General features: G+C 67.4%; 23 protein-coding genes and 1 pseudogene. 17 read left to right on the top strand and 7 right to left on the bottom strand.

Translation table 11 applies throughout. The features are described from left to right. Nucleotides 1–27: 27 nt before the first annotated feature. Nucleotides 28–1,827 (bottom strand): allophanate hydrolase, encoded by a 1,800-nt coding sequence (gene atzF / locus VGN82_RS23700; RefSeq protein ID WP_327529940.1) that lies wholly within the window; start codon nt 1,825–1,827, stop codon nt 28–30. 270 nt (nt 1,828–2,097) lie between these two features. Between atzF and VGN82_RS23705 the strand changes: the two genes are divergently transcribed. Genes VGN82_RS23705 through VGN82_RS23720 form a run of 4 tightly spaced genes read left to right on the top strand, consistent with a single transcriptional unit; the run spans nt 2,098 to nt 6,029 of the window. Beyond that, nucleotides 2,098–2,784: a cysteine hydrolase family protein gene (locus tag VGN82_RS23705; RefSeq protein WP_327529538.1), complete on the top strand. Its 687-nt coding sequence runs from the start codon at nt 2,098–2,100 to the stop codon at nt 2,782–2,784. A gap of 19 nt (nt 2,785–2,803) precedes the next feature. Beyond that, nucleotides 2,804–4,417, top strand: a complete 1,614-nt coding sequence (locus VGN82_RS23710; RefSeq protein ID WP_327529539.1) for a regulator — start codon at nt 2,804–2,806, stop codon at nt 4,415–4,417. Continuing rightward, complete coding sequence (locus VGN82_RS23715) at nt 4,414–4,641, top strand: DUF4089 domain-containing protein (RefSeq protein ID WP_327529540.1); 228 nt, start codon at nt 4,414–4,416, stop codon at nt 4,639–4,641. Before VGN82_RS23710 ends, VGN82_RS23715 begins: the two co-directional genes overlap by 4 nt. Further along, nucleotides 4,638–6,029, top strand: coding sequence for an AtzE family amidohydrolase (locus VGN82_RS23720; protein ID WP_327529541.1), 1,392 nt, complete (start codon nt 4,638–4,640; stop codon nt 6,027–6,029). Before VGN82_RS23715 ends, VGN82_RS23720 begins: the two co-directional genes overlap by 4 nt. Nucleotides 6,030–6,041: 12 nt before the next feature. Here VGN82_RS23720 and VGN82_RS23725 read toward each other — a convergent pair. Then, nucleotides 6,042–6,850, bottom strand: a pseudogene (locus VGN82_RS23725) (ferritin family protein). A gap of 143 nt (nt 6,851–6,993) precedes the next feature. Beyond that, nucleotides 6,994–7,740: a superoxide dismutase gene (locus VGN82_RS23730; RefSeq protein ID WP_327529542.1), complete on the bottom strand. Its 747-nt coding sequence runs from the start codon at nt 7,738–7,740 to the stop codon at nt 6,994–6,996. A 261-nt stretch (nt 7,741–8,001) separates the two neighbouring features. On the opposite strand from VGN82_RS23730, the gene VGN82_RS23735 reads away from it, so the two are divergent. From VGN82_RS23735 to VGN82_RS23795, 13 genes are all read left to right on the top strand, one after another. Further along, nucleotides 8,002–9,456 (top strand): methyl-accepting chemotaxis protein, encoded by a 1,455-nt coding sequence (locus tag VGN82_RS23735; protein WP_327529543.1) that lies wholly within the window; start codon nt 8,002–8,004, stop codon nt 9,454–9,456. Between the two features lie 60 nt (nt 9,457–9,516). Then, on the top strand, nt 9,517–9,984 hold the full coding sequence (locus VGN82_RS23740) for a response regulator (protein WP_327529544.1): 468 nt from the start codon (nt 9,517–9,519) through the stop codon (nt 9,982–9,984). Nucleotides 9,985–10,202: 218 nt separating this feature from the next. Further along, nucleotides 10,203–10,484 carry an STAS domain-containing protein gene (locus tag VGN82_RS23745; protein ID WP_327529545.1) on the top strand — a complete coding sequence of 94 codons (282 nt, stop codon included), beginning with the start codon at nt 10,203–10,205 and terminating at the stop codon, nt 10,482–10,484. A 5-nt stretch (nt 10,485–10,489) separates the two neighbouring features. Beyond that, on the top strand, nt 10,490–10,849 hold the full coding sequence (locus tag VGN82_RS23750) for a response regulator (protein ID WP_054210774.1): 360 nt from the start codon (nt 10,490–10,492) through the stop codon (nt 10,847–10,849). A gap of 11 nt (nt 10,850–10,860) precedes the next feature. After that, a complete protein-coding gene (locus VGN82_RS23755; protein WP_327529546.1) occupies nt 10,861–13,224 on the top strand; it encodes a chemotaxis protein CheA in 2,364 nt (787 codons plus the stop codon). After that, complete coding sequence (locus VGN82_RS23760) at nt 13,221–13,733, top strand: chemotaxis protein CheW (RefSeq protein WP_327529547.1); 513 nt, start codon at nt 13,221–13,223, stop codon at nt 13,731–13,733. Before VGN82_RS23755 ends, VGN82_RS23760 begins: the two co-directional genes overlap by 4 nt. A gap of 72 nt (nt 13,734–13,805) precedes the next feature. After that, the gene (locus VGN82_RS23765) at nt 13,806–15,743 is read left to right on the top strand and encodes a methyl-accepting chemotaxis protein (protein ID WP_327529548.1); all 1,938 of its coding nucleotides are present in this window, start codon (nt 13,806–13,808) and stop codon (nt 15,741–15,743) included. Nucleotides 15,744–15,748: 5 nt separating this feature from the next. Continuing rightward, complete coding sequence (locus VGN82_RS23770) at nt 15,749–16,615, top strand: CheR family methyltransferase (RefSeq protein ID WP_327529549.1); 867 nt, start codon at nt 15,749–15,751, stop codon at nt 16,613–16,615. Then, nucleotides 16,612–17,205: a chemoreceptor glutamine deamidase CheD gene (locus tag VGN82_RS23775; protein ID WP_327529550.1), complete on the top strand. Its 594-nt coding sequence runs from the start codon at nt 16,612–16,614 to the stop codon at nt 17,203–17,205. Before VGN82_RS23770 ends, VGN82_RS23775 begins: the two co-directional genes overlap by 4 nt. Before the next feature lie 8 nt (nt 17,206–17,213). Further along, nucleotides 17,214–18,293, top strand: coding sequence for a chemotaxis-specific protein-glutamate methyltransferase CheB (gene cheB / locus VGN82_RS23780; protein WP_327529551.1), 1,080 nt, complete (start codon nt 17,214–17,216; stop codon nt 18,291–18,293). A 10-nt stretch (nt 18,294–18,303) separates the two neighbouring features. After that, the gene (locus VGN82_RS23785; protein ID WP_327529552.1) at nt 18,304–18,693 is read left to right on the top strand and encodes a response regulator; all 390 of its coding nucleotides are present in this window, start codon (nt 18,304–18,306) and stop codon (nt 18,691–18,693) included. A gap of 166 nt (nt 18,694–18,859) precedes the next feature. Further along, complete coding sequence (locus tag VGN82_RS23790; protein WP_327529553.1) at nt 18,860–19,429, top strand: glutathione peroxidase; 570 nt, start codon at nt 18,860–18,862, stop codon at nt 19,427–19,429. Between the two features lie 85 nt (nt 19,430–19,514). Next, nucleotides 19,515–20,444 carry an N-carbamoyl-D-amino-acid hydrolase gene (locus tag VGN82_RS23795; RefSeq protein WP_327529554.1) on the top strand — a complete coding sequence of 310 codons (930 nt, stop codon included), beginning with the start codon at nt 19,515–19,517 and terminating at the stop codon, nt 20,442–20,444. Between the two features lie 48 nt (nt 20,445–20,492). On the opposite strand, the gene mog is transcribed toward VGN82_RS23795, so the two are convergent. From mog to fliK, 4 genes are all read right to left on the bottom strand, one after another. Further along, nucleotides 20,493–21,038 carry a molybdopterin adenylyltransferase gene (mog, locus tag VGN82_RS23800; RefSeq protein WP_327529555.1) on the bottom strand — a complete coding sequence of 182 codons (546 nt, stop codon included), beginning with the start codon at nt 21,036–21,038 and terminating at the stop codon, nt 20,493–20,495. 74 nt (nt 21,039–21,112) lie between these two features. Then, nucleotides 21,113–22,243 (bottom strand): GNAT family N-acetyltransferase, encoded by a 1,131-nt coding sequence (locus VGN82_RS23805; RefSeq protein WP_327529556.1) that lies wholly within the window; start codon nt 22,241–22,243, stop codon nt 21,113–21,115. Next, complete coding sequence (locus tag VGN82_RS23810) at nt 22,240–22,545, bottom strand: EscU/YscU/HrcU family type III secretion system export apparatus switch protein (protein ID WP_327529557.1); 306 nt, start codon at nt 22,543–22,545, stop codon at nt 22,240–22,242. Before VGN82_RS23810 ends, VGN82_RS23805 begins: the two co-directional genes overlap by 4 nt. Further along, on the bottom strand, nt 22,542–24,116 hold the full coding sequence (gene fliK / locus VGN82_RS23815; RefSeq protein WP_327529558.1) for a flagellar hook-length control protein FliK: 1,575 nt from the start codon (nt 24,114–24,116) through the stop codon (nt 22,542–22,544). The genes VGN82_RS23810 and fliK overlap by 4 nt, the downstream gene beginning before the upstream one ends. Nucleotides 24,117–24,153: the final 37 nt, after the last annotated feature.

Raw genomic sequence — 24,153 nt, forward strand, 5'->3', positions numbered from 1 at the left:
CGGCGGCTCTGATCGCCAGCCCCATCGTCAGCCCGCCCTTGCCTGGGCCGCAACAAAGGCCCTCCAGCCGCCGAATTCCGTGACGTCGCGGGCTCCCTCGGTCGCGATGGTCTCGCAGAGAAAGCCCTTGACCCGCGTGCCGTCGGCCAGAGCCAGCGTGCCGATGCCGAGCGGCGAGGGGATGCCGGCGACGAAGCGGCCGAAGCCTTCCGGCGGCAGCGACCATACCTCCAATGCGATTGCCGCACCGCCTTCTCCCGCCCGGATGAGGCCCGGGCGGGCCGGCGGACCTCCCGGCAGGGCGAAGAGACGGTAATCCTGCGTCGTCATGGTGGCGCGGAGGAAGGTCCCTCCGAGGCGTGTCAGTTCGCCATTCAGCGGCATGCCCGAGAGATGCGCGCCGACGACGGCGATCTCGATCGCATCCGGCGCGGCCCTGACCGGAAGCGCTGTCGGGGACGGATAGGGCAGGTCGGTCGCTCCCAGGGGGAGGTCGGCGGCTTCGTGAAGGGCGCGGCCGAAGCCGGCGAGCACTGCATCATGTCCGGAGGGGGCGATCAGCGTGACGCCTGCGGCGGTGCCGTCGAACGCCAGGCTGACCGGCACGGCGAGCGCGCACATGTCGAGCAGATTGACGAAATTGGTGTAGCGACCGAGCAGCGAGTTCATCCCGATCGGGTCGGCGGCCATTTCCGCAAGCGTCACCGGCCGCGGCGCAGTCGGCACCATCAACGCGTCGATGCCCTTGAAAGCGGCTTTTGCAGCCAGCGCCAGTTCCGCGACGCGATAGCGCGCGGCGAAGGTTTCGGCCGCGTCCGGGAGCGGCTTGCCGGCGATGACGGTGCGGATCACCGGCAGGATGGCGTCCGGATCCTTGTCCAGCAGGTCGCGAATCGCCAGGAAACGCTCGGCGACCCAGGGGCCCTCATAGAGCAGCCGCGCGGTCTCGTAGAGCGGGGCCATCTCGAGCGGAACGATCTCGGCGCCGAGGGCCAGCGCGCGTTCGATCGCCAGCGCGAAGCTCTCCTTGGCATCGGCATCGCCGGCGAAGTCGAGATCCTCGGGGCGGGGCACGGCGATGCGGGTTTTCGGTGGAACGGCACCGGGGTGGCCGAGGGGGACCGGACGCGAGAATGGGTCGCTCCCGTCCGGACCGGCGACCACATCGAGCACGGCCCAGGCATCCTCGACTGTCAGCGCGAAGACCGAGACGCAATCCAGGGTGCGGCAGGCGGGGACCACCCCCGCGGTCGGGACGACGCCGAGGCTGGGTTTCAGGCCGACGATGTTCTGCAGTCCTGCGGGGACGCGACCGGAACCGGCCGTGTCGGTACCGAGCGCCACCGGCACGATCCCGGCCGCGACCACGCTGGCGGAGCCGGAACTGGAGCCGCCGGGGACGAGATCGGCACGCAGCGTGTTGAGCGGAACGCCATAGGGTGAGCGCGTGCCGTTCAGGCCGGTGGCGAACTGGTCGAGATTCGTCTTGGCGATGATGATCGCCCCTGCGGCCCGCAGCCTGGCGACGACGCTCGCGTCCCGCGCCGGCTGATAGGCGTAGGCTGGGCAGGCGGCCGTGGTCGGCAAGCCCGTGACGTCGATGTTGTCCTTCACAGCGACGGGGATGCCCCAGAGCTTGCGGCCGAGCGGGCCTTCCGCCTGCAGCCGCTCCGCTTCCGCCAGGACCTCGGCCTCGGGGCGCAAGGAGATGAAGATTGCTGCATCGCCATGGGCGAGGTGGCGGGCGTAACAGGCCGCGACGGTCTGCGGGATGGTGGAGCGGCCGTCCAGATGGTCGGCAAGGATGCGGGTCAGCGTCGGCACTATGCCCTCTCAATCGGCATGCCCATGAAGCGGGCATATTTTTTCAACATGCATACAAAGATTATGCAACGAACCGCCAACGATGTGGCTTGGCGTCTCGCGGCGAGCGGAGCCGCGTCGAAGCTGAGATTTCGATTCCGCAGGATTCCATTGCGATCCCAATGATCTGAATGGTGTTGCTGAGATCTCGATTCCGCGCTCGTCGCATGACTCCGTCTCAGGCATGGCCCTTGCAAAGCCTGTTCCGTTCGTCCGCGATCGGGGGCGCTTGCCGTGAGCCGCTTCGATATTCCAGCCCAGCCCTTCCCGCTCAGCGTGGATTTTGCGCGGACGGCGCTCGTTATCATCGACATGCAGCGGGACTTTCTGGAGCCAGGCGGCTTCGGGGCTGCGCTGGGTAACGACGTCTCCCGGCTGGTCGCGGCCGTCGAGCCCTGCCGGGCGATTCTCGCGAGAGCGCGGGCCGCCGGGATGTTGGTGATCCACACGCGCGAGGGTCATCGCCCTGACCTGTCCGACGCGCCGCCGGCCAAGGTTCTGCGCGGCCCGGCCGAAAAGCGCATCGGCGCCTGCGGGCCGATGGGGCGCATCCTGATCCGCGGCGAGGCGGGCCACGACATCATTCCCGCGCTCGCGCCATTGCCGGATGAGCCGGTCATCGACAAGCCCGGCAAGGGCGCCTTCTACCAGACCGATCTCGACCTGATGCTGCGCAATCGCGGCATCGAGACGCTGATGGTGACGGGCGTCACCACCGAAGTCTGTGTCCATACCACCGTGCGCGAGGCCAACGACCGGGGCTATCGCTGCCTCGTGCTCGGCGATGCCTGCGCCTCCTATTTCCCGGAGTTCCACGAGGTCGGCCTGCGGATGATCGCGGCCCAGGGCGGGATCTTTGGCTGGGTTTCGACAACGTCGGATGTGCTGGCGGCGCTCGCCGCCACGGAGCGGGCCGCCTGAGCGCGGCGAGGGAGGGGACATGGCGACGACCACGACGGCGACGACGACCTCACCGAAACTCTGGACCCCGGGCGACTGGAACGCCCTGTTCGGCTTCGGGACAAACATCCTGGTCAACCTGCTGGTGCTGACCGGCCTGCTGCAATTCGTGCTGAAGATGCCCTCCGAGATCGTCTTCGGCCGCATCCTGCCGGCGCTCGGGCTGATGATGTTCCTCTCGACTGGGTACTACGCCTATCTCGCCTGGAAGCTCGCGAAGGAGACCGGGCGCGACGATGTCTGCGCGCTCCCCTCCGGCATCAGCGTGCCGCATATGTTCGTCGTCACCTTCGTCATCATGCTGCCGATCGCGAGCATGACCGGTGATCCGATCAAGGGCTGGGAGGCCGGCCTGGTATGGGTCTTCTTCCAGAGCTTCATCCTGATGCTTGGCGGTTTCATCGCGCCGTACATCCGCAAGATCACGCCGCGCGCCGCCCTGCTCGGCACGCTGGCGGGTGTCTCGATCGCCTTCATCTCGATGCGGCCGGCGTTGGAGATCTTCCTCACGCCTGCGATCGGTCTGGTCTGCCTTGCGATCATCCTGGTGAGCTGGTTCGGCGGGCTGCGCTATCCGCGCGGCATTCCCGCGGGGCTCGTTGCGATCGCCTTCGGCATGGTCGTCGCCTGGGGCGGGGCCGCCCTCGGGCTCGATGTCGGAGGGCTGTCGCTGGCCAAGCTCGGCGCTGCCTTCACGAATTTCGGCTTTTCGCTGCCCTTGCCAGCCTTCGACCACGTCTTCTCGGGCTTCAGCTATCTCGGGATCATCCTGGTCACGGCGATCCCCTTCGGCATCTATGACCTCGTCGAGGCGATGGACAATGTCGAGAGCGCGGAGGCGGCGGGCGACCATTACCCGACCACGCGGGTGCTGACGGCCGACGGCGTCGTCTCGCTGATCGGCTGCCTGATGGGCAACCCCTTCATCAACGCGGTCTATATCGGCCATCCCGGCTGGAAGGCGATGGGCGGTCGCATCGGCTATTCGGCCGCGACCGGAATGATCGTCATCGCCCTGTGCTGGTTCGGCATCATCGCGCTCTTGCTGGCGTTGATCCCGATCGTCGCGATCTCGCCGATCCTGCTCTACATCGGCATGCTGATCGGGGCGCAGGCCTTCCAGACCACGCCCGCGAGCCATGCTCCGGCGATCGTGCTGGCGATCACGCCGCATCTCGCAGCCTGGGCGAAGGTCCTGATCGACGGTGCACTCGGGGCGGCCGGCACCAATGCGGCGGCAGTCGGCCTCGACAAGATGGCGAATATGGGCGTGCTCTATCACGGGCTCGAACTGATGGGCGGCGGCGCGATTTTGTCGGGCCTCGTGCTCGGCGCCATCGCCGTCTTCGTGATCGAGAAGCAGTTCATGCAGGCGGCGGCCTTCGCTGCAGCCGGTGCTGTTCTGACCTATTTCGGGCTGATGCACGGCGAGGCGATCGGCATCGGCAAGGGGCTGGGCGTGACGCCCTCGATCAGCCTCGCCTATGCGATGGTCGCGGGGTTCCTCTATTACTGCGCGAAGGCGCTGGCCGGCGAACCCGCCATCAAGACGATGACCACAGAGCCACACGCCAAGCTGGAGCCGGCCGAATGAGCAAGTCCGATGCGGGGGGCGGCTTCGACGCCGCCCGCCATCTCGATGCGATGGCGCCGGCGCTCGGCCTGACGATCACCGCCGAGCAGCGGCCAGTTGTGCTGCAATTCATCGCCATCGCGCAGGCAATGTCCGAGATCGTGCGCACCGCGCCGCTCGACTCCGCCTCGCTCGAACTCGCGCCTGTCTTTCGGCCAGGCGCTCCGCGTGGAGACGCTTCGTGAGTTTCGACGTCTTCACGCCGGCCCACCGCATCGCGACCGAGATCAGGGAAGGCGGGCTTTCCGCCGAAACGGTGACCGGGGCCTTCCTGGCCCGCATCGACAAGGTCAATCCTGTCGTCAATGCCTTCACCGACGTCACCGCGCAACGTGCTCTGGAGCAGGCGCGCGGCATCGATCTGGCTCGCGCGGCGGGCAAGGCGCTCGGCCCGCTGGCCGGCGTGCCCTTCGCCGCCAAGAACCTGTTCGACATCAGGGGCCTTCCGACCAAGGCGGGCTCCAAGATCAACCGCGACCGCGCTGTGGCCACGCGCGACGCGGCGCTGGTCGAGCGGCTGACGGCGGCGGGCGCGGTTCTGCTCGGCGGGCTGAACATGGGCGAGTACGCCTATGACTTCACCGGCGAGAACGCCCATGACGGGCCAGGCCGCAATCCGCACGACCCGGCGCGGATGGCCGGAGGTTCCTCCTCGGGATCGGGTGCTGCCACGGCGGCCGGGCTCGCGCCTTTGTCGCTGGGCTCCGACACCAACGGCTCGATCCGGGTCCCGGCTTCCCTCTGCGGCGTCTTCGGGCTCAAGCCCACCTATGGCAGGCTTCCGCGCACCCGCAGTTTTCCCTTCTGCGACTCGCTCGATCATCTCGGGCCGTTCGCGCGGGACGTCACCGATCTGGCGATGGCCTATGACCTGCTGCAGGGCGCTGATCCCGAGGATCCCCATTGCGCGCAGCTGCCGGTGGAGCCGACGCTGACCTCGTTGCAGCGCGGGGTCGGCGATCTGCGGATCGCGATCGCTGGCGGGCATTTCTCGACGGAGGGGATGCCGGAGGCGGAAGCGGCTGTCGCCGCCGTGGCGAGGGGGCTCGGAACTACCCGGACGTTCGAACTGGCGGGAGCCGGCATTGCGCGGGCCGCCGCCTTCCTGATCACCAATGCCGAAAGTTCGACCTTCCATCTCGACCGCCTGCGTCAGCGGGCTGACGACTTCGATCCCGAGACGCGGGACCGCTTCCTGGCGGGAGCGATGCTGCCGGCGGCCTGGTATGTCCAGGCGCAGAGGGCGCGGCACTGGTTCCACGACGAGATGTTGAAGGTCTTCGCCGATGTCGACCTGATCATCGCGCCAGCGACGCCCTGTCCGGCGCCGCGCATTGGGCAGAAGGTTCTGGAGCTGCGCGGCGAGACCGTGCCGCTGCGGCCCAATCTCGGACTGTTCACTCAGCCGGTCTCGGCGATCGGCCTGCCGGTTGCAGCGGTTCCGGTGTTCGGAATGGGCCTGCCGATCGGCGTGCAGATCATCGCCGCACCCTGGCGCGAGGATCTCTGCCTGCGGGCCGCATTCGCATTGCAGAAAGCCGGAGTGTGCGAGGCGAGGGCACCGGGCTTGTGATGCCGGTAGTCCTCATGCCCCGCCGATGAGGATGCCGGCCGCCAGCACGAGGCTTCCGCCCAGCACGATCTGGAAGGCGGCGCGCAGGAAGGGTGTCTCCATGTAGCGGTTCTGGATCCAGACGATGGCCCAGAGCTCTACGAACACCACGACCAAGGCGATCGCCGTCGCCGTCCAGAAATGCGGGATGAGATAGGGCAGGGCGTGGCGAAGATCGGCGCCAGCGTCGAGACCGAGCCGTCCATCAATCCGGCGAGGCCGGGCTGGACCCAGGTGAGGACCAACTGGCGCTTGGCGGCGAGGTCCTCCTGCGAGCGGCTCTCGCCACCGAGCTTCTCGGCGGTCAGGGACTGTGCCTTCGCTTCGTGCCCCGCTTCAGCTGCGGCCAGAGTCCCGAGCAGCGTGCGTGTGTCGACATCGGTCGAGCGGCCGGCGGCTGCGACATAGAAATCCCGCGCCTGCCGCTCCATGTCGGCAGCTTCCTGACGAATGCGCTCGAGCCCGAGGTTCTCGACGAGCCAGATCGGCTTGCGGGCGTAGAAGTCGGCGACATGCTCGCGGCGGATCGGTAGGACGACGTCGCCGAAGCGCTGCCGATAAAGCGCGAGCAGGCGCTGGCGGTGGCCGTCCTCCTCCTGCGCCATGCCGTCGAAGATCGCCGCCGAGGCGGGGTAGGCCGCCCGCAGCGTCTGGGCGTAGGTCGCATAGATGCGGCCGTCCTCCTCCTCGGACGATATCGCGAGAGCGAGGATCTCCTTTTCGGAGAGGTCGTCGAAGCGGCGCTTGCCGCCGAAGCTCGGCAGGGAAAAGCGAGAGAGCATGATGGTATCTCTAATTTAGAATGATTCTAAATTAGAGATTGCCCTTCCACTCCGCAAGAGCGGCGACCGCGCCTGGACTGCGAGAGCAACAAAATGCCCGGCCTTGCGGCCGGGCATCGTGATCTGCGTCAAGGTGCGAGGGCTCAGACGGTCAACTTGCCGGCCTTGGCTGCGGCGTAGCGCTCATTGACCTTCGCCCAGTTGACCACGTTCCACCAGCCCTTGAGGTAGTCGGCGCGGCGGTTCTGGTACTTCAGGTAATAGGCGTGTTCCCAGACGTCGTTGCCCATCAGGACCATCTGCTTGTCCATCAACGGACTATCCTGGTTGGGCTTGGCGAGCAGCGCGAGCTTGCCGGATTTGTCGACGGTGACGAAGACCCAGCCTGAGCCGAAGACGCGCAGGCCCGCGCTCTCGAAATCGGCCTTGAACTTGTCGAAGCCGCCGAGGTCCTTGGTGATCGCGGCCGCGACATCGCCGGTCGGCACGCCGCCGGCCCCCGGCCCCATGATCTCCCAGAACATGCTGTGGTTGGCGTGCCCGCCACCGGCATTCCGGATCACGACGCGGACGGCTTCCGGCAGATTGGTGATATCGCCGAGGAGCTCGTTGATCGGCTTGGTGGCGAGCACGCCATTGTCCTTGGCGGCGGCATTCAGCCCGGCGATGAAGGCGGCATGGTGCCGGGTGTAGTGGATATCCATCGTCGTCGTGTCGATATGCGGCTCCAGCGCGGCGGCCTCGTAGGCGCGCTTCGGCAGCGAGAACGGCCCGGTGGGAGCGGCCGGCGCGGCGGCCTGGGCCCAGACCTTCGGAGCGGCGGCGACGGCGATGGCGGCGGCGCCGAATCCGAGCAGTGAGCGGCGGGAGAGGGGAGATGCGGCGATCATGGGATCCTCCAATGGCGGCGTCGGGTGCCGCCTTACCCTAAGGTTATGCGGGAAGCGCGTGGGCGGATGCAACGGGTATGCGGCTTGGCCGACCTCGTACTTCGGGAACGACGCGACTTTCGTGGCCCGTCGACATAACAGGACGCTGTGCGGTTCGACGAATGGCCGGGAATTCTCCAGAAAGTTGCATTAACGCTCGATTTACTGCGTTTTGCTAGCGTCCTGATCGAATTACCGAGGCCCGAAAAGGACCCGCCGATCATGCATGCGCTCGCGCTGAAGGCCCTTGAGCCGGCCAATGAAGACAGGCCGGCCGAAGCCTCCGCCGAGGCCGCCGTTCGCGAGATCGCAGAACGCTTCGGCAAGCTCGGGGTGGAGATCACCGACATCTCCGGGCGCATCGGCGATGTGACACGGCAGCTCGAAGGCCAGACGGACGGCCTCCATCGGGTCGTCACTGCGGTCGAGCAGGTGTCACGGGCCAATCGATCCATTCAGCAGGCGGCCGAGGGCGCGCAGACGACCGCATCCGTCGTCCGCAACGGTCTCGAGCGTGTGACCGGCGCGGTCAAGGTCGGCCTCAACGCTGCACAATCGGACATCGAGGCCCTGTCGCAGGGCGCACAATCGCTTTCGGAGGCTTTGGCCCAGGCTGTCGCCGATGCCCACAAGGTGCGGGCGTCGAGCGATGCGATTCAGGCGATCACGCGCGAGATCCAGCTGTTGTCGATCAACGCCGGCGTGGAGGCGGCGCGCAGCGGCGCAGCGGGGCGCGGTTTCGCGGTGATCGCGGCTGCGGTCAAGCACCTTTCGGAGCAGACCCGCGAGGCCACAGCGCTCAGCTCCAAACAGCTCGAGGCCCTGGTCAAGTCGGTCGACCTGCTGGCGAGCAAGAGCGACGAGAATGCCGCGACGGCGCGGCGTGCCCGCGACGAGAGCCAGTCGATCTCGCAGCAACTGGGCGAACTCGACAGCTTCGGTCGCTCGGTCGTCGATCTCATTGGTGATATCGACGCGATCTCGAACCCGACGCGGGAAAATGCAGTCGCCTTCGCCAAGGTTGGCGTGGACCTGCGGGCGCTGGTCGATGGCGTCGACCAGTCGAGCGAGAACCTCGAGCGCGCAGCCCAACGCGGCGATGCGCTGGTCGCGATCAGCGAGGGGATCCTGGGCGCGATCGCCGCCTCGGGCGTGCGGACGGCGCAATCGGAACTGATCGCCACCGCGATGGAGACCGCTGTCCGGATCGGCGGGCTGTTCGAGCAGGCGCTCGACAGGGGCGAACTGACGCTGGCCGACCTCTACGACGAGTCATACCAGCCGATCACCGGTACCAATCCCGTCCAGCACATGACGCGCTTCGTTGCCCTCTGCGACCGCGTGCTGCCGCCGATCCAGGAGGCCCTGCTCACGTCCAACCGCCGCATCGTGTTCTGCGCGGCAGTGGACCGCAACGGCTTCCTGCCGACGCACAACCGCAAGTATGCCCAGCCCCAGGGCGTGGATCCGGTCTGGAACAATGCCAATTGCCGCAATCGGCGCATCTTCGACGACCGGACCGGGCTGGCGGCCGCGCGCAACCGCAAGCCGTTCTTGCTGCAGACCTACCGGCGCGACATGGGTGGCGGCCAGTTCCTGGTGATGGAAGACCTCTCCGCTCCGATCCTGGTCAAGGGTCGGCACTGGGGTGGCTTCCGCTTCGGCCTCAACGTCTAATCCAGCCAGAGTTTTGCGTTGCGTCGGTTTCAGGTTGAGTGAGTTGTCGAGCCCCGCGTCATGCACATAGCGCCGTCATTCCCCAATCTGTCGGTGCTCCTGATCGACATGAGCCCGCATTACCGACGCATCGTCCGCACGATGCTCTATCAGGCCCAGCTCAGCCGGATCTTCGAGGCCTCGGATCTGGCTTCCGCCGCGACGATGTTCATCCAGAAGCAGCCGAACATCGTGATCCTCGACTGGGACCTGCCGGACAATGGCAGCACGAAATGCCTGGCGGCGATCCGTTCCTTCAAGACCTCGCCCTTCGCGAAGGCGCCGGTCCTGGTCATGATGGAGCGCCCGGACAGGCGTTCGGTCGTGCAGGCTGCGAAACTTGGGGCTCACGAGATCATCACAAAGCCGATCTCGCCCAACAATCTCTGGGTGCACCTGTCAGGCATCATCAACATCCCGCGCAAATATCGCGAGGCGAGCGGCAGCATCTCGCTCGTGCCTCGCGCGATTAGCAACGCGATCTTCTGAAAGAGCGATCCGCGGCCGCTTCCGGATGTGCATGGTGCTCGGCGGACATCGAAGTGCGTTTCCGCCGCGCTGCCGCAGAGGGCCGATGCCGCATCGCGGCATAACCCGGCACTTCCTGCCATCGCTTCGCCCAAAACGTTGACGCCCGGTGCCCTGGTTAGGGAAATTTTTACCAGTCCGCCCCGATGTTGAGTGGCGCAATCCTGGGTCAATTCGCCGTGGTCATCACCGTCTCGCTCCCCAACTTTCTGGGCCGCTCCGAAGCGGCAACCTTCCGGAACCAGTTGCTCGTCGCGCTGGAGCAGAAGGAAAGCATCGCCGTCGAGTGTGCCGAAGCCGGGCCGCTGCCCAGCCTCTGGGTTCAACTGCTGCATTCGGCTGCGGTCAGCGCCAAGGCGCGCGGGCTGTCGGTCTCGCTCAAGGCTGCGTCGGTAGAGTGCCGCGATTCCCTGCGCGCGATCGGCTTCGACTCCGCTCACAGCGCTCTCGTTCTGGAGTGATATGAATGCGCATTCTAGCGATCGACGACACCAAGACATTGCTCAGCCTGCTGAGCCTGACCCTGCGCAATGCCGGCCATGAGGTGGCGGAGGCGGAGAACGGCGAGGACGGGTTGGCGAAGTTCGACCAGTTCAAGCCCGATCTCGTGATCACCGACCTGAACATGCCGTTGATGGACGGCATCGAGTTCACCCGGGCCTGCCGGGCGCGGCCTGCCGGCCAGAACACGCCGATCATTGTGCTGACCACCGAAAACGGCGCTGAAATCAAGGCGGAGGGCCGGCGCGCCGGCGCCAGCGCCTGGATGGTCAAGCCATTCGAGCCCAACACCCTGCTCGGCCTCGTCGCCCGCTACCAGAACTGAGGCTGTCGTCAATGGATCCGTTGGCCGAACTCAAGCAGACCTTTTTTCAGGAGTGCGAAGAGCTTCTGGGGGCGCTCGAACAGCGCCTCCAGGCGCTGGATGAAGGTTCGACCGATCCCGAGGACGTCAACGCCGCCTTCCGGGCGATCCATTCAATCAAGGGCGGCGCAGGCGCATTTGGCTGCACCGAACTCGTCTCCTTCGCGCATGTCTTCGAGGCCTCGCTCGATCATCTGAGGTCGGGCCGGGTCGCGCTCGAGGATGCGCCCTTCGCGCTCTTCCTGCGCTGTTCGGACGCGGTGGCCGATCTCGTTTCAGCGGCCCGCAACGATGAGCCCGCCCGGGCGCGCCCTGATCTTCTGGAAGCGCTCGAGCAGGTCGGCAAGCCAGCCGGTGCCGCAGCGCCGGCGCCTGCCGCTCCGGCGCCCGCGCCCGCTCCGTCTGCTCCGGCTCCCGTTGCCTCCGCTCCTGCCGCTCCTCCTGCCGCGTCGGCGAATGACGCCCCGCTCGGCGTGGCCGCGCTCGGCAACCTGATCGCGATGGTCGAGGCTAAGACCGGCATGGGCGCGCCCGCTGCCGACCTCGGCTGGGACGACGAGCCTGCCGCGAAGGTCTCCCCCACCAAGCCCGGCCGTGACGTCGTGCTGAGGATATCGCCCGAGAGCGACCTGTTCCGCCGTGTGATCGAGCCGCGCGTGGTGTTCGCCTCGCTGCCGGCCGACGACATCGTCTCGATCACCTGCGACCTCAGTCATGTGCCGATGCTGGAGACGATCGACGTCTCCGATTGCTGGATGCGCTTCGTCGTGACGATGCGTACCGAGCTGTCGATCGAGGAGATCTGCAGCCGCTTCGATTTCACCCTCGCCACCGAGGAGTTCGAGATCGAGGTGCTCGCGGACTCGGCAGCGAACGACGATGCGCCGGTTGCGGCTCCGGTCGCCGCTGCTCCCGTCGCCCCGCCGGCCCCCGAGGTGCCCGGCTCCGTCGCGGCCGATCTTTCGGCCATCCTGGCCAAGCTCGGCCCCGCTTCGACGACGACGGCCGAGCCCGACATCCGGCCGGCCGCTCCGGCTCCCGTCGCCGTGCCGGCCCCGGTGGCCGTCGAAGCGCCGGTCGCCGCGAAGGCTGCGGCTCGCGCCCCGGCCAACGACGCTGCCGCCGCGCGCCAGCGCCAGGCCGTCAGCGTGCGCGTCGACCTCGACCGCATCGACAAGCTGATGAATCTCGTCGGCGAGATCGTCATCACCCAGTCCATGCTGGTCGAATGCGTCCGCTCGCTGCCCTACGACGTCTACGCCAAGACGGCCGAGGGCATCCTGACGCTGTCGCGCCAGACGCGCGAGCTGCAGGACCATGTCATGGCGGTCCGCGCCCAGCCGGTGAAGGCGGTGTTCCAGCGCATGCCGCGCCTGGTGCGCGAGCTCGCCCAGACGCTCGGCAAGGAAGTCCGCCTCGTGCTTGAGGGCGAGAACACCGAGGTCGACAAGACGATCATCGAGGAGCTGGCCGATCCGCTGACCCACATGATCCGCAACTCGATGGATCATGGCCTCGAAACGCCGGAAGACCGCATCGCCGCCGGAAAGCCGCCAGAAGGCACGATCAAGCTGATCGCGGAGCACCGCGCCGGCCGCATCGTCATCTCCGTTACCGACGACGGACGCGGAATCGGCCGCGACAGGCTGCTGGCGAAGGCCAAGTCGCGCGGTCTCGTCGGCGCCGACGAGAAGCTCGCACCCGAAGAGATCGATCAGCTCATCTTCGCCGCCGGGCTCTCGACGGCCGAGGCCGTCAGCGACATCTCGGGCCGCGGCGTCGGCATGGACGTGGTGCGCCGCAACGTCGAATCGCTCGGTGGCCGCATCTCGGTCGATTCCGAGCCGGGCAGGGGCTGCAAGTTCACGCTTGCCCTACCACTGACGCTCGCGGTGCTCGAAGGCATGGTCATCCGCTGCGGCGACGATCGCTACGTCATCCCGATCGCCAGCGTGATCGAGACGCAGCATCTGGCCTCGACGCCGATCGAACACCTGACCTTCGGCCAGGAGGTACTGCGCTGGCGCGGCGAGATCACGCCGTTGCATCGCCTTGGCGCCCTGATGGGTTCGACGGGTACGCCCAACGAGAACATCATCATTATCGCCGAGACCGAGCGCGGCGATAATGTCGGCATTGCCGTCGATGAGATCGTCGGGCAGCAGCAGGTCGTCGTGAAGAGCCTCGAGGGCAATTACGGCACGGTTCACGGCGCATCGGCCGCGACCATCCTGGGCGACGGCCTCGTCGCACTGATCCTCGATGTGGACTCCATGCTTCGCCTCGCCGCTTCGAGCGAGCGCCACCCTGCAACCGAAATGAAACTGGCTGGATGACCATGAGCGTGCAACTCGGCGAAAAACACTTCTCGTCGGCGCAGCCGGAATCGGCGGCGCGCCGGATCGTCACCTTCAAGGTCGGTGACCGGACCTTCGGCATCGATGTCGGCATGGTCCGTGAGATCAAGGGCTGGCAGGCGACGACCCCGCTGCCGCATGCGGCTCCGCATGTGCGGGGCGTGCTCAACCTGCGCGGCGTGATCCTGGCGGTCTACGACCTGCGTACCTCGATCGGCCTCGGCACCACCGACGCGACCGCGACGCATGTCATCGTCGTCGTCGACATCGAGGACAAGGTCGCCGGCCTGCTGGTCGACTCGGTCTCCGACATCGTCGACGTGCCGGTCAGCGCGGTCCGTCCGGCGCCCGATCTGGAGCGCGACGAGCACGGCCTGATTGAAGGCCTCGTGCTGCTCGACACCGACATCGTGGCGCTGCTGGATCTCGCTGCCGTCATCCGCGACGGCGGGGCCGAAGCGCCGGCGCGGCTTGCCCGCGCAAGCTGAGCGCCGAACAGGACCAGGGCCCGAGGAGTCGCGTTGGGAAAAGCGCGGGCCAGAAAAGAAACGACACCATCAATGGGCAGCGTCCCCGGTTCCTCCCCGCGACTCCCCTTCGAGCTTCCGCTCCTGCTCGCCGCCACCGCCCTCGTCGCAGGGGGAACGGCGGGCGGCCTTGCCTATCAGGCCGCCCTGGGGCGACTGGATGGGGCGTCGCTGCTTGCCCTGAGCGCAACTGGACTTGGTGTCGCCGGAGCGGCGATCTGGGCCGCGGCCCGGTTGATCCAGCGCCCGGTTTCCGCACTGCGCATCGCGATGGGGCGGCTCGCTGCCGGTGAGGACATGGCCGTTCCAGGCACCGATCGCGGCGATGAGATCGGTGAACTCGCGCGTGCGCTCAAGGCCACGCACGATTCCGGCGTCGAGGCCGCCCGCATCCGCTCCGCGCTCGACGGCTGCCGCACCAGTGTCATGGTCTGCGACGCGCAAGGCCGTGTGGTCTATGTCAACAACTCCCTGCTCCGCTTCTTCGGGGAGGCGCAGGAGGATTTCCGCGCCGCCTTCCCCGGCTGCTCCGCCAAGGACATGCTGGGCAAGGTCATGGAGAGCATCCAGGGCCCGGCAGGGCTGCGCCAGAGCCAGCAGCAGGCGGTCCGCTTCGCTCTCGGACGCCGCACGGTGGCGCTCTCGCTCTCCCCGGTGATGCATGCCGACGGCCGCCGGCTCGGCACCGCGGTGGAATGGCTCGAGCTGACCGACGAGCTCGCCGCAGCCGCGGAGGTCGCTGACGTGGTCGCGGCCGCCGTCGAGGGCGATTTTTCGCGGCGCGTGCCGGTCGCGGGCAAACCTGATGCGCTGCTGCGCATCGCCGAAGGCATGAACGAGATCAACGCGCTGGTCGAGAACGCGGTCGGCGAGTTCACGACGGTCGTGGGCGGGCTGGCCGAGGGCGACCTGACCCAGCGCATGACCGGTAATTACCGGGGCCGACTGGCCGAACTGAAGTCCAGCCTGAATGCGGCGCTCGCACATCTCGGCGAGACCGTCGCGACGATCCAGGGCACGGCCGGCAATGTCGCGCGGTCTGCGACGGAGATCGATACCGGGGCCGGCGACCTCGCGGCCCGGACGGAGCAGACCGCGGCCAATCTCGAGGAGACGGCAGCGACGACAGAGCAGCTCGCGGCTTCGGTCAAGCAGAGCGCAAGCCGCTCGCGGGAGGCGACCGAGCTCGCCAACGAGGCGATGGGCGTCGCCCAGGACGGCAAGGACGTGGTCGCGCAGGCCGTCGGCGCGATCGAGCGCATCGAGACCTCGTCGGAACGCATCTCCGAGATCGTCTCGGTGATCGACGACATCGCCTTCCAGACCAACCTGCTGGCGCTGAACGCCGCCGTCGAGGCGGCGCGAGCGGGCGAGGCGGGGAGGGGCTTCGCCGTCGTCGCCTCCGAGGTGCGTGCGCTGGCGCAGCGCTCCGGCCAGGCGGCCAAGGACATCAAGGGGTTGATCGTCAGCTCCAACGAGCAGGTCGGCGAGGGCGTGCGTTTCGTGCGCTCGACCGGCGATGCACTCGAACGGATCGTGGCGGCGGCGGGCAAGGTCTCGACGACCGTCGCGGAGATCTCGCGAGCGACTGCCGAGCAGGCCAGCGGCATCGACGAGATGAGCCGCGCTGTCGCCCACATGGACGAGACGACGCAGCAGAATTCGGCCTTGGCCGAGCAGAGCGCGACATCCGCGACGGAATTGATGACGGAGATCGCGGCGCTGCGGCGCCTCGTTGCGTTCTTCCGGGCCGATAATGCCGTCGGCCGCGACAGCCATGCCGCTCCGACGCCGCTTCGCGTGGCCGTCGAGCCGGCCCGACAGACGCGGCCACCAATTCCTGCGGCAGCCCCACGGCCGGTCCCGCGGGCCAACGAAGCGCGCCGGTCGGAGCCGGCGCCGAAATCCTGGCAGGAACCACGCCGGCGTGTCGCCAGCGGCGGGCGTGCAGATGACTGGGCGGAGTTCTAGGAAGAATGTCGAGATCCAGCGCCGCCGTGGTCCAGCCCCAGTTCGCCGACGTCACGCTGACGCGCGACGACATGGGTTTCATCTCGAAGCTCGTCTATGAACAGGCGGGCATCGTCATCCGCGAGCACAAGGAAGCGATGACGCGCGGCCGGCTGGCGCGCCGCGTCAAGGCGCTGGGTCTGAACTCCGTCGCCGAATACTGCGCCTTTCTGAAGACGCCCCAGGCTGCCGACGAGATCCCGGAACTGATCAACGCGGTCACGACCAACCACACCTCGTTCTTCCGCGAGCGCCACCATTTCGACCATCTGCGCAAGGATGTGCTGCCGCGCCTCGTGCAGGAGCGCAGCGGACGCCGGGGCCGCATCCGGATCTGGTGTTCGGCGTCTTCCTCCGGCGAAGAGCCCTACAGCATCGCGGCGGTCTCGCGCGACGTGCTGGGTTCACGCAGCGACGTCGACTTCAAGATCCTCGCCACGGACATCGATACCGATATCCTCGTGAAGGCGGAGACGGCCGTCTATTCGAGCGAACAGTTCGACCGGCTGCCGTCCGACATCAAGCCGCTGTTGAAGCTGGATGGGCATGCCGGCAGGGGCGAGTGCCGCATCAGCGACGACCTGCGCCGGATGATCGCCTTCAAGCGGCTCAACCTGATCGACCGCTGGCCGATGAGCGGCCCGTTCGACGCGATCTTCTGCCGCAACGTCTTCATCTACTTCGACACACAGACCAAGGCCTCGATCCTCGACCGCTTCGTCACGCTGCTCGCGCCCGGTGGATTCCTTTATCTCGGCCACTCGGAATCGCTCCCACAGCCTCATCCGCAACTGCGCCTCATCGGCCGTACGATCTATGAGAGACTTCCATGAGCGTCGCGCGTTCTTCCCGTCGCTATTTCGATCCCCGCTTCGAGGCGACGATCATCACGGTCGCCCCCGGCGAGCACGAGATCACCTCCGCCAGGGACGAAATCGTCGCGACGGTGCTGGGGTCCTGCATCTCGGTGTGCATGCGCGATCCCCATAATGGGGTCGGCGGCCTCAACCATTTCCTGCTGCCGAAGAGCAATGGCAGCGCGGATGCGAGCGCGGGCGAGCGCTATGGCGACACCGCCATGGAAGTGCTCATCAACGGGCTGCTGAAGCGCGGCGCCAAGCGCAGCAATCTCGAGGCCAAGGTCTTCGGCGGGGCGCGCGTACTGTCGGGCGCGACCATGCTGGCGATCGGCGACGGCAACATCGCCTTCGTGACCGAATTCCTCAACCGCGAGGGCATTCCGACCGTATCCAAGGATGTCGGCGGAACGCGCTCGCGGCGCATCCACTACCAGCCTTCCACCGGGCGGGCCTGGGTCCAGCATGTCCAGTCGAGCCAGAAGAGCACCGAGCACGAGCAGGAAGTCGCCTATCTCAACCGCCTCAAGACCCAGCCTGTGGCAGGCGAAGTCGAAATCTGGTGATGAGCATGATGAACAGCTCCGCAGGTCCGGTCCGCGTTCTCGTCGTCGACGATTCCGTGCTGATGCAAAAGCTGATGACGCAGATCATCGACGGAGCCCCGGGCTTCAAGGTGATCGGCGTCGCCGGCAGCGCCGAGGAGGGCTGGGACGCCATCCAGGAACTGCGGCCCGATGTAGTGACGCTCGACCTCGAGCTGCCCGGCCGCCACGGCCTGAAGCTGCTGGCGCGCGTCCTGAAGCAGGACCCCTTGCCGGTCCTGATCGTCTCGGCCTTCGGCGGTCCGGGCGCTGATAACACCATCCAGGCGCTCGAGCTCGGCGCCATCGACTTCATCGAGAAGCCCGACGGCTCGACCAATACGCTGGAAGGTTTCATGCGGCATCTGGTGGGCGCACTGCAGCGCGCCTCGGCCAGCCGCCGGATGTTCGCCTCCCGTCGCGAAGTCGCGCCAGCGCGCGCAGTGGCGCCGCGCGAGCCGGCCCGGGCCGGCGGGCGGGCCTCTTTCATCGCCATCGGGGCATCGACCGGCGGCGTGCCGGCGGTTCAGGTCGTCATGCGCGACCTCGCACATCTGCGCTTGCCGATCGCCGTCGTGCAGCACATGCCGCCCGGCTACACGGCGAAGTTCGCCGCGAGGCTTGCCACCGCGACTGGACTCGACGTCCGCGAGGCTAGTGACGGCGACCGGCTGAAGCCGGGCATGGCCGTCGTGGCGCCGGGCGGGCCGCGCCATCTCGAGATTGAGGAGCGCCGGGGCGAGTTCGTCTGCGTGCTGCGGGAGGGCCCTCTGGTGAGCGGACATTCTCCCTCCGTGGATGTAATGTTCCACTCCGTAGCCCGCAGCATCGGGCCGCAGGCGGTCGGAATCCTGCTCACGGGCATGGGCCGAGACGGCGCTGAAGGTTTGTTAGCCATGCGCAAAGCGGGCGCCGAGACGTTAATTCAAAGTGGGGAAACCTGCGTGGTAAACGGGATGCCGAAAGCGGCATTCGAGATCGGTGCCGCCGACCGGGTTGTCGCGCTTGATCAGATCGGCGCTGCCGTCAGCAACCTGCTCGGCGAGCGAGCCCATCTGCGCACCGCATAAGGAGAGCGTGATGAAAGCGAGAAGCGACTATCGGATCCTTGTGGTCGACGACCAGAAGAGCATGCGCGGCCTCGCGACCTATTTCCTGAAGCAGATCGAGTTTCAGGACATCGACGAGGCCGAGAATGCTCGCGAGGCCCTGATGAAGATGCAGACCAAGCGCTACGACCTGCTTCTGCTCGACTGGAACATGGACGGCATGAGCGGCATCGACCTGCTGCGCGCCATCCGCTCGGTGCCCGAGCTGAACCAGATCAAGATCATCATGGCGACCTCGGAGCGCTCGGTCGACAAGATGGACGAGGCGACGACGAACGGTGCCGACCACTACGTCGTGAAGCCCTATGAACTGCGCGACCTCGAAGTGCGCGTGAAGAAGGTCCTGCAGCTCAGCTCCTGAGCTCGACACGCCGGCATTGCCGGCCGGATGGTGCTTCGCTCCATGATGATCGCCCCGGGCCGGAAGGCTTCCGGGGCGCATCTGTCTTTGCATCCCAGTCGTAGAAGGGATCATGATGCAGTATCGGGCGGGCGAGGCTCTTCCGATGACGACGGAGGGACGGGCGATGGCGGTGCAACGTCGGGAACTTCTGGGGATGCTGGCGGGTGCTGGCGTGGTGTCGCTGATCGGCCGGGCTGCAGACGCCCAGGGGGTGCCGCCGGCATCGCCCTTCGTCTTCGCCCGAGCTGGAGGCGGTTCGTTGTTGCTTGCCGACTACCGGGACCGGCCCATCCTGATCGTCAATACGGCGACGAATTGCGGCTTCGCCGGCCAGTTCGGCACGCTCGAACAACTCTGGCAGCGTTACCGAGAACGCGGTCTGATGCTGATCGCCGTGCCGAGCAACGATTTCGGTGGCCAGGAGCCGCTCGAAGGTGCAGCCATCGCCGAGGCCGCGCGGCAAAGCCATGGCGCGACCTATGCCTTCGCGGAGAAGACGGTGGTCAAAGGCCCCGACGCGCATCCCTTCTATCGCTGGGCCGCTGCGCAGCGTCCGACAGAGACGCCGCGCTGGAACTTCCACAAATATCTGGTCGGCCGCTCGGGCGAGCTGGTGGGCGGGTATTCGTCGATGACCGATCCGATCGGTCCGCAACTCGTGCGGGCGATCGGGCAGGAATTGCAGGCGGGCTGAGCGCCGCCTGCATGAGATGGGATAGGCGGCTGGCATCGTTCTCGCTAAGCCGCTCGGGTCGCCACGCCTGCCTGCCGAGGTTTCCATGTCCCGCATCCTGACCGTTGCCGCAGCCCAACTCGGGCCGATCCAGAAAGCCGAGACGCGCGGCGAGGTCGTTGCCCGAATGATCGCGCTGATGGAGGAAGCCGCGGCGAAGGGCGCCGACTTCATCATCTATCCGGAACTGGCGCTGACGACCTTCTTCCCGCGCTGGTACCATGAGGACCGCGTCGAGGCCGATCCATGGTTCGAGGCAGCGATGCCGAATCCGGCGGTCCAGCCGCTCTTCGAAAAGGCTCGCGGATACGGCATGGGCATGAGCTTCGGCTATGCCGAGCTGACGCCGGAAGGCCGGCATTTCAACAGCTCGATCATCGTCGACAAGTCCGGCGCGATCGTCGGCAAATACCGCAAGGTCCATCTGCCGGGCCATGTCGATTACGATGACAGCCGCTCGCACCAGCACCTCGAGAAGCGCTATTTCGAACCGGGCGATCTCGGCTTCCCGGTCTGGCGGACGATGGGCGGCCTGATCGGCATGTGCATCTGCAACGACCGGCGCTGGCCCGAGACCTATCGCGTGATGGGTCTGCAGGGCGTCGAGATGGTCGTGCTCGGCTTCAACACGCCATCTGTCAACTCGCAGAAGGGCGGCGAGGGCCTCGAGCAGCGGCTGTTCCACCACCGGCTTTCCGTGCAGGCCGGCGCCTATCAGAATTCCTGCTGGGTCGTCGCCGTGGCCAAGGCCGGCGACGAGGACGGGCATCACCTGATGGGCGGGACGCTGATCGTCAATCCCGACGGCGAGATCGTCGCCGAACTGGAAGGCGAGGCGGATGGCGTCATCGTCCATGCCTGCGATCTGGACGATACGCGCTTCGGCAAGGAGACGATCTTCGACTTCAAGCGCCATCGCCGGATCGAGCATTATGGATCGATCACCTCCCAGGTCGGCGTGGTCGAGCCAGAGTGAGGCACTGGGCGCCGGGCCCTTCGCTACGCGCAGGCCGGAAGGAGCCGCTCACGCCTTCGGCTTCTGTCCCGGCCTGAAGGCGACGATCACCGCCGGGTCGGTCTCGATATAAGGGCCCTCGATCAGGTCGATGCAGTACGGGATCGCCGGCATCACGGCGTCGAGGCATTCGGCGATGGCGCGGGGCCGGCCGGGCAGGTTGACGATCAGGGAGCGACCGCGAATGCCGGCGGTCTGGCGCGAGAGGATCGCGGTCGGCACCTTGGCGAGGCTGACCTGGCGCATCAGTTCGCCGAAGCCTGGCATCGGCTTTTCGATCACGTCCTCGGTCGCTTCCGGCGTGACGTCGCGTGGCGCCGGGCCGGTGCCGCCGGTGGTGACGATCAGGCAGCAACCTTCCTCGTCCGCCAGCTGGACCAGCGTCCGTGCGATCAGCGCGCGGTCGTCGGGAATGACACGGGCGACTGCGGTCCAGGCCGAAGCCAGTGCCTTGTCGAGATAGGCGTTGATAGCAGGGCCGCCTTCGTCTTCGTAGACGCCGGCCGAGGCGCGGTCGGACACAGTGACGATGCCGATCCTGATCGCGTTGCTCATGCCGAACGTTCCTGCCCTGATGTCGGGGGGAGATGTGGCCGATCCGCCGGATATTCGCCACTGAATTCTGGGCTTCAGCGCCGCAATCGTGCCCGGGCCCTGCGCAGGACCTGCCGCAGCCGCGCCGCTGCCCGCGGGAGATCCGGCGAGGCGTTGCCGAGGCCGATGAGGACATTGCCCATCAGGCGGCGTTCGCCCCAGACATAGGTGCCGGCATCGACGCCATCGCCGGCTCCGCTGTCGAAGAAGAGCGGTGGCGTGCCGGCGAAATCGGCCTGCAGCATGGCGATGGTCAAGGCACGGCCGGGCGAATGGCGGGCTTCCGTTTCGTCGTAGGCGATCTTGAGGAAATGCCGGGTGCCAGCGCTCTCGATCAGCAGGCCCATAGCGAGGGGGCGATCGTCGAGCAGCAATGTGTCGATCTGCAGTGCGTCGGCGGCCGCGAAATGCGTGGCCAGGCTGTCGAAATAGGCTGAAGCCTGCGGCAGTCGGGCGATCGCTGTCCCCGCCTTGCCCTTCCAGCCCGCCGCTTCCAGCGCCAGGAAATCGGAGAGGGCTTGCCGCGCCGCATCGCCACGGCGCCGTCGGAAGGTCATGGCACCGTGGCGGGCGACGGCGCGAAACTGCTGCATGCGCTTCTTGTAACCGGAGCCCAGTGAACGGCGGAGGTAGCGCTCGGCGTCGTCGCCCGGTTCGGGCCGCATGACGGGTCGCTGCCAGCGTTCATAGCTGCAGAGAACGCTGCCGGTGACGCGGCAGGCCTCCTGCAAGGCTTCGAAGGACGGCCCCTCGAGCGGCAAGAGCGACAAGGCCAGGGTGCGCGGCAGATCGCCCGAGGCGAGGAGATGGCGCAGCATCGCCTGGATGACGTCGTCGGCCTGGTCGCGATCAATGACCGGCAGGGACGAGACCTCGTAGAGGGGCAGGATTGGCGCGGTGAGCGTGGCGGAGAAACCCGTGCGCCAGTCGCGCTGGCGGCGCAGCGCCCAGAGCCCGGCGAGCCGCTCGGAGCCCAGTGCCTCGCTCAGCCATGCCGCCAGGATGACGATCCGGTCTTCCGGCACGACGACCCGGGCGGCTGCCACGGCGGCCGGTGACATATGCGGGTTTGGTTCGAGCGCGCGTCCGGCAAGTTCCGCGAAGGCCGGGCCGTAGCCGGCATAATCGGCGGGTCGGATGCGTCTGACGACGATTCCCGTGTTCAAGGTGAATGATCTTCCCGACGGTGGCGCCGAATCTCGCCCCGCAGCGAGAGCACGAAGGCGATGACCTGCGCCGTGGCGCGGTATAGCTCCTCGGGGATCTGGTCGTCGAGTTCCACAGCCGACAAAGCCTGCGCCAGCACGGCGTTCTCCTCGATCGCGACGCCATGTTCACGACCGGTCTCGACGATGCGCTGGGCCAGTTCGCCGCGACCCTTGGCGGTGACGCGCGGTGCGCCCTGGCCATCATATTCCAGCGCGACGGCGATCTGGCGAGGAGAGGGGCGGTCGGGGGGAACGGTCATGACATGCGGTCGAGAAACTGGCCTGCGGTGGGCTGCGCGACGCGCGGCTGGCCGGTGTGGATGTCGATGGTACCGTTCTCGAAATGCGCATCGGCCAATGCCGCCTCCAGGCCGCGGGAGGCTCCGCGCAGGACCTTGCTGGTTTCTTCCCGTTCAGCCCAGAGCGTGATCCCGACGCTGCGGCCCTGCAGCGTGACGACACCCTGCAGTGGCCCCATCGGCTCGACGTCGAGGGCGAAACGTACGCGCCAGAGCGGGCCGGCCACGCCATCGGCATCGCGTCGGGGCGGCTCCTTCTCGATCTGCAGCGGCAGCATCGCGGCGCCGTTGTGGAAGGCGAGGGGGAGTTCGGTCAGCCAGCGCTGGCCCTGCTGCGCCTCAGCCCGGGGGCCTTCCGGCGGCAGCGAGGCATATTGCGCGAGCTTGATCCGATCGAGCGCGGCGTCGGTCTGCTCCAGCAGTGTCTCGATGATGGCGAGCGGCTTCTCGCCGGCGGACAGGCTCGGCTCCGCAATCGGCTGCGGGACAAGTGCGCCGTCGCGCCGAGGCGGGGCCGGCCTGGCCCCGGTCTCCGGCACGGGTTGCAGAGGCGCGGTGGCGATGACTGCCTTGCCGACCGCTTCGGCCTTGGCGGGTTGCGGCGGCGAAAGCGCCTCGAGCAGCGGCGCCAGGCTGGCGCGCAGCGTTTGCAGGCTGGCCTTCAGATCGCCGCCCGGGGGCGGCGTGCGGCCTTCGGCCTGATGGCTTTCGAGGAAGAGCCCGGAGTTCTGGACGGCGGCCTTCAGGACGGATGCTGTCATCGGCTGGCGTTCGACCGGGATGGTCTGGCTGAGAACGCGGTCGATCAGCGTCAGCAGGGGCTTCGGCAGCGCGATGGCGACCGAACCATTGGCGAGGGCCCGCATGTTTGCCAGCAGCGGTGCGAGACTGTCCTGCCGCGCCAATGCCGGTCCGAGCGACGGGCCGGCCAGAGCGCGCGGCGAAGCCGCCTGATTGGCGGTCGCCTGTGGGGTGGGCGAGGCCTGCATCGCCACCCCGGGCGTGGTCGTCGTGACCCGCATTGTGGCGGGCTGTGCCGTCGACGGGATCTGCGATGGGGTGGTCGGAGAAAGGCCCGACGCAACAGGGGACGAGACGGTGCCGGGGGCTGCCTGGCCCGGTGAGGGCGCGGCCATCGTGGTCGCCGCTGGCACTGAGGGGGCCATCGGTGCCGTCGTCGCGACCGTCGCGGGCTGGGTCGATGAGGCGGGCGACAGCGCGGGCTGCGCGGCCGGAGTGGCAGGCGGGCGGATCTCGACGAGCGTCGCCTTCAGTCCAGGGCCGGGCTCGTCGGGGGCGTCGATCTTCAGAAGTAGAGTGGCGCCGGGCTGCAAGGCGGCCTGCCTGGTGGTGGGGCCAGCGAGCACGAGCGCGATCGTCTCATTGCCGACCTGCGCCGTCGCGGTGCCGTCGCCGGCCAGCGCGAGCAGCCGTGCCTCGACCGTCTTGCCCGGCGCGAGCTCGCTCGCCGGCGCAAGGGCTTGCAGCAAGGTGGCAAGGGTCTGGCTCTGGACGAGCGTGGCGAGGTTCATCGGCTCCGGCCGCGAGGAAGATGCCGAATCCTGGCAC

The organism is Allobosea sp., from assembly GCF_035999205.1.
In the GTDB taxonomy this organism is placed as follows: Bacteria; Pseudomonadota; Alphaproteobacteria; order Rhizobiales; family Beijerinckiaceae; genus Allobosea.

Excerpts from the sequence above, each read along its gene's own strand:
- VGN82_RS23760 (WP_327529547.1), top strand. The coding sequence starts at position 13,221 with ATGACCATGAGCGTGCAACTCGGCGAAAAACACTTCTCGTCGGCGCAG.
- VGN82_RS23790 (WP_327529553.1), top strand. The coding sequence starts at position 18,860 with ATGGCGGTGCAACGTCGGGAACTTCTGGGGATGCTGGCGGGTGCTGGC.
- VGN82_RS23810 (WP_327529557.1), bottom strand. The coding sequence starts at position 22,545 with ATGACCGTTCCCCCCGACCGCCCCTCTCCTCGCCAGATCGCCGTCGCG.
- VGN82_RS23740 (WP_327529544.1), top strand. The coding sequence starts at position 9,517 with ATGCACATAGCGCCGTCATTCCCCAATCTGTCGGTGCTCCTGATCGAC.
- VGN82_RS23785 (WP_327529552.1), top strand. The coding sequence starts at position 18,304 with ATGAAAGCGAGAAGCGACTATCGGATCCTTGTGGTCGACGACCAGAAG.
- VGN82_RS23710 (WP_327529539.1), top strand. The coding sequence starts at position 2,804 with ATGGCGACGACCACGACGGCGACGACGACCTCACCGAAACTCTGGACC.
- VGN82_RS23770 (WP_327529549.1), top strand. The coding sequence starts at position 15,749 with ATGTCGAGATCCAGCGCCGCCGTGGTCCAGCCCCAGTTCGCCGACGTC.
- VGN82_RS23795 (WP_327529554.1), top strand. The coding sequence starts at position 19,515 with ATGTCCCGCATCCTGACCGTTGCCGCAGCCCAACTCGGGCCGATCCAG.
- VGN82_RS23755 (WP_327529546.1), top strand. The coding sequence starts at position 10,861 with ATGGATCCGTTGGCCGAACTCAAGCAGACCTTTTTTCAGGAGTGCGAA.
- mog (WP_327529555.1), bottom strand. The coding sequence starts at position 21,038 with ATGAGCAACGCGATCAGGATCGGCATCGTCACTGTGTCCGACCGCGCC.
- fliK (WP_327529558.1), bottom strand. The coding sequence starts at position 24,116 with ATGAACCTCGCCACGCTCGTCCAGAGCCAGACCCTTGCCACCTTGCTG.
- VGN82_RS23730 (WP_327529542.1), bottom strand. The coding sequence starts at position 7,740 with ATGATCGCCGCATCTCCCCTCTCCCGCCGCTCACTGCTCGGATTCGGC.
- cheB (WP_327529551.1), top strand. The coding sequence starts at position 17,214 with ATGAACAGCTCCGCAGGTCCGGTCCGCGTTCTCGTCGTCGACGATTCC.
- VGN82_RS23775 (WP_327529550.1), top strand. The coding sequence starts at position 16,612 with ATGAGCGTCGCGCGTTCTTCCCGTCGCTATTTCGATCCCCGCTTCGAG.
- VGN82_RS23735 (WP_327529543.1), top strand. The coding sequence starts at position 8,002 with ATGCATGCGCTCGCGCTGAAGGCCCTTGAGCCGGCCAATGAAGACAGG.
- VGN82_RS23715 (WP_327529540.1), top strand. The coding sequence starts at position 4,414 with ATGAGCAAGTCCGATGCGGGGGGCGGCTTCGACGCCGCCCGCCATCTC.
- VGN82_RS23765 (WP_327529548.1), top strand. The coding sequence starts at position 13,806 with ATGGGCAGCGTCCCCGGTTCCTCCCCGCGACTCCCCTTCGAGCTTCCG.
- VGN82_RS23750 (WP_054210774.1), top strand. The coding sequence starts at position 10,490 with ATGCGCATTCTAGCGATCGACGACACCAAGACATTGCTCAGCCTGCTG.